At 68.3% G+C, this 12280-nt stretch carries 8 protein-coding genes; 2 read left to right on the top strand and 6 right to left on the bottom strand.

All coding sequences use genetic code 11. The annotated features are described in order from the left end of the window. Window positions 1-26: 26 nt before the first annotated feature. Together F4Y45_11700 and F4Y45_11695 are read right to left on the bottom strand one after the other, a co-directional pair. Window positions 27-929, bottom strand: a complete 903-nt coding sequence (locus tag F4Y45_11700) for a hypothetical protein (protein ID MXY25170.1) — start codon at window positions 927-929, stop codon at window positions 27-29. Between the two features lie 109 nt (window positions 930-1038). Beyond that, a complete protein-coding gene (locus F4Y45_11695; GenBank protein MXY25169.1) occupies window positions 1039-4455 on the bottom strand; it encodes an amidohydrolase family protein in 3417 nt (1138 codons plus the stop codon). A 16-nt stretch (window positions 4456-4471) separates the two neighbouring features. Here F4Y45_11695 and F4Y45_11690 point away from each other — a divergent pair, with 16 nt between their 5' ends. Further along, a complete protein-coding gene (locus F4Y45_11690) occupies window positions 4472-5260 on the top strand; it encodes a GNAT family N-acetyltransferase (protein ID MXY25168.1) in 789 nt (262 codons plus the stop codon). Next, window positions 5257-6390, top strand: coding sequence for an o-succinylbenzoate synthase (gene menC / locus F4Y45_11685; protein ID MXY25167.1), 1134 nt, complete (start codon window positions 5257-5259; stop codon window positions 6388-6390). Before F4Y45_11690 ends, menC begins: the two co-directional genes overlap by 4 nt. A gap of 46 nt (window positions 6391-6436) precedes the next feature. Here the strand turns inward: menC and F4Y45_11680 are convergent, their stop codons facing one another. From F4Y45_11680 to F4Y45_11665, 4 genes are all read right to left on the bottom strand, one after another. Continuing rightward, entirely contained in the window at window positions 6437-7846 is a 1410-nt protein-coding gene (locus F4Y45_11680; protein ID MXY25166.1) for a PQQ-binding-like beta-propeller repeat protein, read from the bottom strand. 132 nt (window positions 7847-7978) lie between these two features. Beyond that, window positions 7979-8797, bottom strand: coding sequence for a carboxymuconolactone decarboxylase family protein (locus tag F4Y45_11675; GenBank protein MXY25165.1), 819 nt, complete (start codon window positions 8795-8797; stop codon window positions 7979-7981). Between the two features lie 60 nt (window positions 8798-8857). Then, entirely contained in the window at window positions 8858-10897 is a 2040-nt protein-coding gene (locus F4Y45_11670; protein MXY25164.1) for a PQQ-binding-like beta-propeller repeat protein, read from the bottom strand. After that, window positions 10894-12273: a methyltransferase domain-containing protein gene (locus F4Y45_11665; GenBank protein ID MXY25163.1), complete on the bottom strand. Its 1380-nt coding sequence runs from the start codon at window positions 12271-12273 to the stop codon at window positions 10894-10896. The genes F4Y45_11670 and F4Y45_11665 overlap by 4 nt, the downstream gene beginning before the upstream one ends. Between the last annotated feature and the right edge of the window lie 7 nt (window positions 12274-12280).

Genomic DNA, 12280 nt, shown 5'->3' with positions numbered 1-12280 from the left:
GCGTCTGGTCGCCGGTCGGGCCGCGGCTATTCGGCGGCCGGCAGTTCCAGCGGCGCGCGCTCCTGCAGCACGTCCGACATCGAAGTGAGGGTCGCCGTCAATGTTTCACGCGCCGTCCGGTTGATGATGGGACCGATCATCCATCGGAGCATCGCGGGAACCGATCGGCTCAGGCTGACCGACTCGCACTCGACGATCACGCCCTCGTCCACCTGCTGATAGCGCCAGTACGAATTGAGTCGCCAGAGGAAGCCCCGATCGTTGCCGATTGGCTTCTCCCGCTCGTCGGCCGTCTCGGCGTCCTCCAGTTCCGCGATGCGCGTCGCGACGCTGAGGCTCGACCACCTGCCGTCACCACGACGGGTGAAGAGGACATCGTGCTCGGTGTGGTAGTGGACCGTGAACATCGCCTCGCGCCGGAGCCGCAGAAACACGCGCCGGCTGTTCCCTTCCTGCTCGAGGATGCGCGACTCGAGCACGTCCGGCTGCAGCTCGTGCGGCGGGACGGCGCCCATGACCGCGTGCATCAACTGATCGAGGGTGACGCCGGGAACCAGCACTCGGCCGAGCCAATGGTGGATTGCCCCTTTCGGAACATCAGGCTGATCGCCGTCCGCATCGCGTGTCTGCAGACGGTCGATGCGTACCGCGCCCGTCAGCAGGGCACGGCGCGCCTCGGCCGCGTCGTCGCGGAAGTCCTGCGCCAGGAACCGCTCGTCCCCCTCCAGCGCCAGCTCGGCATCAATGCGCGCTTCGGTCAGAGCGATGTAGTGTTCCCAGGCGACGATCGTCTCCGTGTGCAGGTCCGCCTCCATCGCCGCGGCGCGGGACCAGCCGGTAGGCGCTACGCCGGCCAGGGCGAGCAGGAATATCAACGCGCCCCACCAGCGGACAGGCCCTCCATGTGCCGTCACGGCCATGACTTCCATGGTGTCATATTTCCCCGCGAACGCCGACACCGGTCGGCGCGAACGCCCGCACCAGTCGGCGCCGATTGCCAGCGCTACCCGGAAGTGCGCGGAGAAAGGGAAAACCGGCTCAGCGGATACCGGCAGGGAGATCTACTGGGGCTTCCTCTACCCATGTCGGCTTCGGCAGAGGACGCTCGCGTGGCCAGCGTTCGTCGAGCGTATCCCCGTCGTAGAGGCGGCCGTTCTTCATGACGTAGCGGATGCGCGACGACTCCCGGATGTCGTCGAGCGGATTTCCTTCGAGCACGACGAGGTCGGCGAGCTTCCCCGGCGCGATGGACCCGAGATCGTCACCCAGCCCAATCGACTCCGCCCCCAGAATCGTTGCGACGCGAAGCGCGTCGTGCTCCGAGAGCCCGCCGGACTGCACCGCCCACAGCTCCCAGTGGTAGCCGAGCCCCTGAAGCTGGCCATGGCTGCCGACACCGGCGAGGCCACCCGCCTCGACGATCGCCTTCAGTCCCTCGGCATGCTGGCGGAAGACGTACTCCTCGTCGCGGAACCAGCCGCCCGGCCCGGCGTCTACACCCTGACCGCGGCGGCGTGTCAGGCGGTCGAGCTCGCTGTGGGGAGTGAAGCGCTGCAGCTTCGGATCGTCGTGCGGGTTCTCACGCGTAAAGAACCAGTTCTCACCGAACGGGCCGCCGTACGAAACCAGGAGCGTCGGCGTGTACGCGACGCGAGTGTGGGCGGTGAGCTGCACGACGTCGCGGTAGAGCGGGAAGATGGGGAACGAGTGTTCCAGCCCCGGGTAGCCGTCCACGATCATCTCAAGGTCGTACTTCATGTCGAGGGCGCCTTCCGTGGTCGGCAGCAGCTCCTGCTCCCTTGCCGCCATGACTATCCACTGCCGCTGCTGGCGGTTGCCCGACATGTACATCTTGATCGTCTTCGTGTCGTAGTAGTCGCTGTAGCGGCGCAGGACGTTGCGCGCGTGATCGAGGTCCTCGATGTCCTCCGCACTGAAAACGCCGGGGCCGGTCGAGTAGATCCGCGGCCCGACGATGTCCCCCGTCTCCACCAGATCGCCGTAGGTAAGGACGTCGGTCGTGCCGGTCTGCGGATCCCTCGTCGTCGTGACGCCGTACGCGAGGCTGGCAAGGTACGCCCACGGCTGCACCTTGTGGACACCGAAACTGGGGCGAAGGTGAGCGTGCGTATCGACGAAGCCGGGCACGATCGTCGTCCCGGAGAGGTCGAAGATCCGAGCGAAGTCGGGAAACTCGACGGTGCCGCGCCGGCCGAGGGCCAGGATGCGGTGGCCCTGCACCACCAGGTCGGCGTTCTCGACTACCTCGTTTCCTTCCATCGTGATCACGCGGGCGCCGCGGAGAACGCCGTAGCCATCCGGCAGGTCGCGGGCCGCCTCGACGTCGACGCGGATCTCCACCGGTTCGTAGCCCGGCGTGGCGGCCGCTTCAGCTTCGGCGTCCTCGTCGACGTCCGCGTCGACGTCATCGGCATCGGTTTCCGCGCCGTCAGCATCACCGTCGGCATTCGTTTCATTGGCGGTCGCGGCCGGCGTGGCGCGCTCGGCCGCCTCCGCCGCACCCAGGTCGTATATGAAGTGCGCCGGACCTATCGACCAGTGGACGCGCGCGCCGGTGGCGTCCCAGGCCGGGAACTGCCCCCCTACGTCCGTCAGCTTCCGCGCCGGCACGCTCGCCCGCCGGGGATTGGCGACGGAAACCGTCGGAGCGTCGCCTCCCACCATCGGCACGGCGACGACATATAGATCGTGATTGACCTGCGCGAGCGCCCGGTCGCCGGCCGGCGACATCAGAATCACGGATGCCTCGGAGGGCTCCGACAGTCCGGGGGGCGTCGGGCCGGTTACTTTCAGGTGCGCCTCTTCGTCGGTGCCGTCCCACCGGATTGACACCAGGCCTTCATCGCTATGGTGGAGATAGATCCGATCGGGGTCGGACGGCACGACATGCGGCGCCCGCCGGCCGTCCGCCGGAGAGACCAGCGTCCACTCGCCGCCGTCCGCAGGCAGGGCAATGATGTTCTGGTTGGCCCCGGCCGCGAACGAACGCGCCGACTCACGGAAGACGCGAGCCGGTCCGTGGATGGCGACGAGGCGCTCGCCGTCGGGCGACCAGGCCGGCTGCTGGAAGATGGCGGGCACCGTCGTCAGCCGCACGGCCGGCGAGCTGCCGTCGGCGCGTACCTTGTAGACGTGGCCGCCATCGGGCGACCAGGTAACGAATGCCACCCAGGCGCCGTCGGGCGACCAGGCCGGCTGCGCTTCGACGAGCTCGAGGTCGGTCAGGCGCCGCGCCTCGCCTTCCGGCAGCGGACGGATCCAGAGCCGGTCGAACGCGGCGAACGCCAGCCGCGAACCGTCGGGCGACGGCACGGCGTCGCGGATCTGCCGCGCCATCAAGGTCGGGCTGTCGTCCACGTCGTACCGGAACGCAAGCTCCGGACCGAGCTCCAGGTCGGCCCGGACGCGGAACGGGACCGGTACCGGCTCGGCCCCCTTCGCGATCGGCACGCGCCAGATCCCGCCGCCGTACGAGACGACCAGCTCCGAGGAATCCGGCGTGAACGACATGCCGGGCAGAACATCACTGCTCGCCACCGACTCCTGATCGTCGCGGGTTACGGGATAGGCGAGCCACCGTTCGTCGCCGGTCGCCAGATGGCGAAGCCGGAGCCCGGTCGCATCCTCGTGCCGCGTCCCGTAGACGAGCCATTCGCCATCGGGCGAGATCGTCGGGCGAAACGCCGAACCGTAGCGCGCACTCCGCGTGTACTGCTCGCCAGTCACCCGGTCGTAGTAGGCAAGCTGGTACTGCGGGAGTATCGCGTTGTACTGCCAGAGGCGGGTGCGTTGCGCGTACCAGATGCGCCGGCCGTCCGGCTCGGCGACCGGCCCGGTTATCCGCCGCGAACCCGGTTCCCTAATCAACTGCACGCCGGTACCGCCGTCGACGTGCCACATCCAGAGCTTCGGATTGCGCGCATCGCCGCGCGCCGCCGCATGCGATGCGGTGGCGGCGATGACGTAGTCTCCGTCCGGCAACCAGTCTGGCGACTCGTAACTGTTGGCGTCCGCGTTGGTCACCTGCCTCGTCCGCCTCGTCGCCACCTCGATCAGCCAGAGGTTCTCCGCCCCATCCCGGTCGGAAACGAAGACGACGCGCTCGCCATCCGGGCTGTAGCGGGGCTGGCTATCCCACGCCAGGCCGCTCGTCAGCGGGGTGGCATCGCCTCCCGCGAAGGGAAGCGTGTACAGGTCGCCCAGCAGATCGAAGACAATCGTCTCCCCATCGGGACTCACATCGACCGAGATCCAGGTGCCCTCGTCGGTGTCCAGTGAGAAGACGCGCGTTGGTTTCAGCGGCAGGTCGTCTTCCGCCTGGCTCAGGAGTGTCGCCGTCCCGACCGCCAGCGCCGCCGCGCCACCCGCCAGACCGGCGGTGAATCGGGTCATCCGCATGGCCGGGCATCGTAGCATGTAGCCGAAACGCGCCATTCTGCACGATCGAGAGATGGTTGACAGCCTGACGTTCCGCCGGTTCGAGTCCCGGGAGGACTACGCGGCGTGCGTTGCGCTGCAGCGCGACGTGTGGGGAGACGACTTCGTCGACGTGGTGCCGGCAACCATCCTGATGGTGTCGCAGCGGGTGGGCGGCGTCTCGGCGGGTGCATTCGATCCGGACGGGCGCCTCGTCGGCTTCGTCTTCGGCATTACCGGTTTCGACGGCGGCGGACCCGTCCACTGGTCCGACATGCTGGCGGTTCGTCCGGAAGCGCGGGGCCGCGGCATCGGAAAGCGGCTCAAGCTGTTCCAACGCGACCTGTTGCTTGCACAGGGCGTCCGGCGCATGCACTGGACGTACGATCCGCTCGTCGCCCGGAACGCCAACCTGAATCTGAACGGCCTCGGCGCGCGTGCCGTGGAGTACGTTCCCAACATGTACGGCGATACGCGCAGCACGCTCCATGCCGGCCTGGAAACCGACCGCTTCGTCGTCGAATGGGAGCTCGACGAGAAGACGACGTCCGGTCGGGCCGGTGGCGGGACCGGCGACGAGAATCCCGTCGTCGACGTCACGTTCGACGACGGCGCGGGACTCCCCGACGATCCAACGGTGCGCATCGCCGTCCCGGCCGATATCGACGCGCTCAAGTCGACCGATCCCGAGCGTGCCCGAGCGTGGCAAGGAACGCACCGCCGGGCGTTCGGCTGGTACCTCACGCACGGCTATCGGGTCGCCGGCCTGACCTATCGTCCCGCGCCGGGAGATTCCTGGTACCTCGTCACCTCCGAACGATGAGTATCAGCCTGTCGCGGATCACGCTCCGCGAGATCCGGATGCCGCTACGCGAACCGTTCGAGATCTCGTCCGGACGGACCATCGAGCGGCGCATCCTTCTGCTGACGCTGGAAGACCGTGACGGAACGACCGCCTGGAGCGAGTGCGTCGCGGGCGAACGTCCCAACTACTCCGCGGAGACGATCGACACCGCGTGGCTCGCGATCCGCGACTGGATCGCCCCGCGCGTTCTCGGGACCGGGATCGCCCACCCGAGAATGCTCGACGAAACGTTGCGGCGGGCGTTCCGCGGCCACCCGATGGCAAAGGCGGCAATAGAGATGGGCGTCTGGGCACTGTGGGCGGAACGCGAGGGCGTCAGTCTCGCGCGCCTCCTGGGCGGCACGCAGTCGACCATCGCCACCGGCATCTCGATCGGGATTCAGGAATCGCCGGCGGCTCTGGTCGACCGGGCACGCGCCGCCCTCGAGGAGGGTTACCGCCGCATCAAGGTCAAGATCCGGCCGGGCGCGGACATCGAGTACATCGGCGCCGTCCGCGAAGAGCTCGGTGCGGCCGCACCGCTGATGGCGGATGCCAACAGCGCGTACACGCTGGCCCATGCGGACCACTTGGCCGACCTCGACGCCTTCGGTCTGTTGATGATCGAACAGCCCCTCGCGCAGGACGATCTCCGGCGTCACGCACAGTTGCAGGATCGCCTCTCCACGCCAATCTGTCTGGACGAATCGATACCCCACGCCGCGGCCGCCGAAGACATGCTCGCCCTCGCCGCCGGACGAATCGTCAACATCAAGCCGGGCCGCGTCGGCGGCTTCTCCCAGGCGAAGGCGATTCATGATCTCTGCCGGCGACAGGGCGTTCCCGTATGGTGCGGCGGCATGCTGGAAAGCGGGATCGGGCGGGCGCACAACGTCGCGCTCGCCTCGCTTCCCCACTTCCTCATGCCGGGCGACCTGAGCCCGAGCGCGCGCTACTGGACGGAGGACATCGTCACGCCCGAGTGGACTATGGACGCGGCGGGCCGCGTGACGGTGCCGCTCGACGCTACGGGCCTGGGAGTGGCCGTCAACGTCGACCGGATCGACAACCTGACGGTTCGTAGCCGAACCCTCGCCGCAAACCGCTGATCTGCCGGCGCCGGCGGGTGCGCCCGCACCGTGGCGGGGTTTCGCTCTACTGCGAGCGGGACTGGTCCGTGAACCGCCAGAGGTGGGATCGGGTGCGGATCAAGAGGCTGCCCCGAACGATGGCGGGTGTCGACATCGCCACTTCCTCGAGCGCATTCGTGGCGACGACGCGGAACTGGTCATTCGCATCCATCACGAAGGTGTCGCCATCCTCGCTCAGCGCGAAGACCATCCCGTTGTAGGCCCAGGGCGACGCGGTGAAGCCGGTGGCGCCCGGCGCAATACGGCGCCGCACTTCCTGGGTCTGGACCTGCTGCTCGGTGAAGTAACGCTCTTCCCCGGTGAGGGCATCGTGCACGGTGAAGAATCCGCGGTCGTGCAGCGTGATGTAGTGGTCGCCGTAGACGAGGGGTGTCGGGTGATACGGTCCGGCGCTGTCGTCGTACCAGGCCACCGCATCGCTGCTGTTCTCGCCGTCCGCCAGCGTGATGTCCCCCGTGGCGCCGGGTCGGATGGCGTAGACCGGCCGCACCTGGTCGCCGACGTAGCCCGACGTGACGTACAGCAATCCGTGCGCACTGAACGGCTGCGGGATCGTGATGGAGTTCATGCCGCGGAAGCGCCACAACTCGTTGCCGTCGAGGTCGTACGACCGGACCTGGTCGCTGCCGGTCGTGATCAACTCCGTCCGCCCGTCGTGCTCCCAGATGTACGGCGTCGACCAGTTGGTTCCCTCGTCGCGCGCGACGTACCACCGTTCCTCACCGGTCGCGGAATTAAGCGCCACGACGAACGACTCCTCGTCGTTGTCGTTCACGACGAAGAGCGTGTCGTCGTACAGCACCGGCGAGGCGGCCGGTCCCCAGCCGAGCCGGGTCTCCGCCGGCTCGAACGGCCGCTCCCAGACGACGCGGCCGTCCATGTCGAGGGCATAGACGCCGACGTTGCCGAAGTAGACGTAGACCCGTTCGCCGTCGGTCACCGGCGTCGATGACGCGTAGGTGTTCTTCAGGTGCCGGTCGAACAACGGCGGTCCGGCGTGCACCTCCGTCGTCCAGACGACGTCCCCGCTCTCGAAGTCGACCGCCACCACGAGCCAGTGATGCGCCGCCGGCGAGCGCTCCAACAGATCGCCCGGTTGCGGATCGGGAAAGCGGCCACCTGGCATGTGCTGGGGCGAGCCGTAGGGAAAGTAGAGGCCCATGCGCGGCTCCTCTTCGTCGCCATCGCTGACCACCGTCGTCAGGAAGATGAGGTCGCCCCACACAACGGGCGAAGACCACCCGAGCCCGTCGATGGGCGTCTTCCAGACAACGTTCTCCGTCGTGCTCCAGGTAATGGGCAGCCGCGGGTCGTCGTCCGCCACCGACAACGCGTCCCCGCCCCGAAACGCGGGCCAGTTCTCCGCCGCCGACAGCGCGACGGCTCCAAGCACGATTAGTCCGAACGTTGCGATTCCCGCGCCGGAGCGGGGTGTCTGCCAATGACGTCTCACTTCTCGTCCTCCTCGAAGCTCACCCGGGTGTCGCGCGAAGCATACACGCGCGGCACGATAGTTGCGGCACGGCCTGCGCGTCGACGCGGTGGCCTATTCCAGCTCGGCGAGGTCGATTCCACGGCTCCTGAGCGCTTCGGTCAGCAGGCGCCCCGCGTTCACGGCGGGAGGCCAACCGGCGTAGAACGTGATGTGGAGGACAACCTCCGAGAGCTCCTGCGGCGTAACGCCGTTCTGATCCAGCGCACGGTCGATGTGCAGGCGGAGTTCGTTCGTGAAGTACCGCGACTGATTGACGGCTACTGTGATCAGGCTCCGGTCGCGCTTCGAAAGCAACGGCCGCTCCCAGACGTCGCCGTAGAGGAGGCTGTTTCGGAGAGCGCCCAGGCGAGGCACCGCGGCGTAAGCGTCGCTCAGCCCGGCCGGGGTTTCGACCTCCGGCATCGGCGGCGCACCGGTTAGCTCGCCCAGGGTGATGCCCCTCTCCGCGAACACATCGATGGCCGCAAGCGACGCGTCCACGCCGGACGGCCAGCCCGTGTAGAAGCTGACGTGCAGGATGATCTCGGAGAGTTCCTCCGGCGTCAGGCCATGGTCGAGGCCGCGCCCGAGGTGGATCCGGAGCGCCGTGTCACGGCCCAGCGCCTGCAACACGGCGATCGTAATCATGCTCCGGTCGCGCTTCGAGAGTTGCGGACGCTCCCAGATCTCGTCGTAGATCGGCGAGTCCGCCAGCGTGCGCATATAGGGCGAGGCGGCGAGCCGGTCGACGGGCTGCGCCGGAACGACGTCGCCTTCCTGCGCCGCTCCCGCCGACTCGGTCCCGGCGGCGCACGCGGAGAAGCTCCCCGCCATCAGGGCAACGGCGACAATCGCGAACGGCATCAACAGGCGTGGCCTCTGTAGCGTCATGATGACTTCCCTCGGCGACGGTGTGCCTGCCCAGTCTACATGCGACACGGCGGCCCTGACTCAGGGAAGGCGATAGGCGACTAGCGAGGGCGACTCGCCACCCACGGTGAGTGCAATATACTGCCGCCCGTCGAGCAGGTAGGTCATCGGTGTTCCGATGGCGCCGCCCGGCAGATCCACCCAGGCGAGCGCCGCCCCAGTCGCCTTGTCATAGGCCACGAGGCGCGGGCCGTCGCGGGTGCCACCGGCCGTCAGCGCGTGCACCAATAGCGTCCGGGTCAGCAACGGCCCGCTTCGGCTGTGGTCTCCGCCGAGCGGCGGAAGATCAAGGTGGCGCAGCAGTGGATGGTTTCGGTAGCGGTCGCCATCTCCCAGCGGGGCCATCCACAGATGCTCGCCCGCGTTCATGTCGACTGCCGTCATGCGGGAATACGGCGGCTTCCAGAGCGGCAGGCCTTGCGGCATCCGCGGCGTTCGCTGCGGATTACCGCCGTCCAGAAAAGGCGCATCGCCGCGGCTCAGGATGTACCGGAGCGTCGAGTTCTCGCCAGGGGCCGGCTCGCGGAAGCGCATTACCGAGTGGCCGTTGGTCGACGGGACGTACAGGACGCCGGTCTCCGGATCGACTGCCGCGCCCGACCAGCTCGCGCCGCCCCCGGCGGGGGGCCGGAAGATCGTCCCGCGGAGCGAAAGGGGCGTGTAGAGCGGTCCGAGCCGGAACCCCGCCACCGCCTCCACCGCCATCTCTCGCACTTCCGGCGTGAAGTCGATCAGGTCGTCAATCGCAACCCCCTGGTACTCGAAGGGCGGCGGCTTCGACGGAAACGGCTGGGTCGGCGCCAGCACTTCACCATCCAGATCGGTATCGGTAGCCACCGGACGTTCCTCGATCGGCCAGATCGGCTCGCCCGTCACGCGGTCGAAGGCGTAGACGAAGCCTTGCTTCGTCACCTGCGCCACTCCCCTTATCGCGCGGCCATCCACCGTCACGTCAATCAGGTTCGGCCCGGTCGGATTGTCGTAGTCCCAGACCCCGTGATGCACGAGCTGGTAGTGCCAGATGCGCTGTCCGGTCGCGATGTCGACGCAGATGATGCTCTCGGCGAACAGGTTGTCGCCGACGCGGTGGCCACCGTAATAGTCGGATGTGGGCGTGCTGCTCGCGAGGTAGACATATCCCAACTCCGGGTCCGCGGTGATGTTTCCCCAGATGTTCGTGTTGCCCGAGTAGCGCCACGCCTCGTCGGCCCAGGTGTCCGCGCCGTACTCGTCCGTGCTCTGCGGGACGGTGTGGAAGTCCCAGAGATGCCGGCCCGTCCGCGCGTCGTAGGCGCGCGCGAAGCCGGGCGCGTTCTCCTTCATCGTCAGGTAGTCGTGGACGGACGATCCGACGATGATGGTGTCGCCCACCACCAGCGGCGGCGACCGCGATGGCGGCGGCAGACGGCTCGGGTTCTCGCGCGCCCGCGGAATCCCCGCCTCGAGGCTGACTCGGCCGCCGTCACCGAAATCGGACGCCAGAATGCCGGTCCGGGCATCCACGGCCGTCAGATAGCCGTCGCCTGTCCCCCAGATGATCCGCGCCGCGCCGGTCGCCGGATCCGTCCAGTACGCGACGCCCCGGTGATTCCAAGGCATCGGCAGCGGCGGGCTGCCCGCTTCGTAGACCCGCGGATTGTGGATCCAGAGCGTTTCGCCGGTCCGCGCGTCTATCGCAGCGGCCTGATACAGCGGCGTGGCGAGATAGAGGACACCATACACCATCAGGGGCGTAGCGGAAAGGCGCGAGATCGTGGGGCGCGTCTGCCACAGATCGGGATTGGCGGCCTCCAGTCGATCGAACAGCGTCGCCGCGGGAACCAGCGAGATGCCGTGTTCGTCTTCGTGCGGCAGGTGCGTGTCGGCACTTCGCCACCGCCAGGCGAGCTGCAGGTCGTCGAAGTTCTCCGCCGTGACCTGATCGACGGGCGCGTACTTGGTTCCCCAGGCATCGGCGGCGTACGAACGCCACTCGCCGTCTTCGGCTCCCTGCTGCGCGACCGCCGGTACGACCGTGAGGCACCCCGCCGTCAGCCACGCCGCCAGCGCCCTCGTGCTCATCGCGTTTTCAACTGGTACCAGACGTTCAGGCCCTGATCGCGCAACCGGTCGAAGATCCGCGCCCGGTCGGACCAGACCCGCCGTCGCGTGACGTCGATCCCGGCCCGGTCCAGAAAGACAAGCGCGAACGCCGCTGCGTACTGCGGCGGAATGCGCGGGCCGGCAATAGCCTCTTCCATCGAGCCGTAGTCGGCGTCGCCGTCCGCGATCCAGACCGCCGCCTGTTCCACGACGTGGGTCCGGGGCGGATAGAGCGTCGGCGAATTGGCGACCGTGTACGTGCCGACCTGCACCTCGCCGAGTACCGAGGCGAGGCGGGGAATCGCCGACGGCGGTTGGAGGCGAAGGGGCTCGTCCGGGCCGGGCGGCTCGCGGTCGCGCTGTCGGCCGACGGCGCGCAATGTCCAGTCGTGCCAGCCGTCGTCGCGCAGGACGATCCAGCCGTCACGGCGGGTGATCATGTCGCGGGCTCCGTCCGCCTCCAGCAACGTGGCCACGGGCGACGTGACGACGAGTCGCCCGCCGCCCGTCCGGCGGATGCGCAGGTTGACCGCCTCGCGGCCTGCGCCTCGCGGATCCACCTCGACCAGCCCGGCGTCGATCGCGTCGAACAGGTCGCAGTCGACGACAGCGGACCCTGCCGCCGCCGTCACGTCGCTGGCGGAGACGCCGGCGCAACTCCCGGCCGCGCCCGCCGCCGCCCGGAAGAAGAAGAGATGCTGGCTCGGCAGGAAGTCGTGCAGCTCCACCAGCTCGAAGCCCGCCGCCTGCCATTCGGCGAGAACCTGTCGAACCGACATCGTGTGGTCGGCCTTTATATTGTCGCCGCTGCCGTCCTCGACGCGGTACTCCAGCAGGGCCACGCGTCCGCCGGGGGCAAGCGCATCGCGGATGCCGGCGAGCATCGGCTCCGGCTCGGACATCTCATGGTAGACGTCGGCGATAACCGCCCAGTCGATCGCACCGGCCGGCAGCCGCGGATCGGTGGGCGTACCGAGCACCGGCTCAATGCCGGTAACGCCCTCGTCGGCCGCCCGCTCGCGCATTATCTCGAGCATCTCCGGTTGAATGTCCTCGCAGTAGACCCTGCCCCCCGGCTGTACGCGCCGTGCAATCCGGCGAGCGTAGTAGCCGGAGCCGCAACCGACGTCCGCCACCACGTCGCCCGCGCGGAGCTCCATGGCGTCGAGCACGCGTTCAGGCTGTTCCTCGTCAACGCGCTCGGCCCGTTCCAGCCAGTCGGCGCCGAGGTAGCTCATGAACTCGGCAGGGACCCGGTGCCGCACGTCGGACGCGTCCTGCGCTTCCGCGGCCGGGGCGAGCAAGTGGAATACTGCCGCGAGGCACAATGAGGTGAACATGGGGCGTCTCGTCATGGCGTCT

Source organism: Acidobacteriota bacterium (assembly GCA_009838525.1).
Taxonomy (GTDB): domain Bacteria; phylum Acidobacteriota; class Vicinamibacteria; order Vicinamibacterales; family UBA8438; genus VXRJ01.
This window is presented reverse-complemented; position numbering and strand designations above follow the sequence as displayed.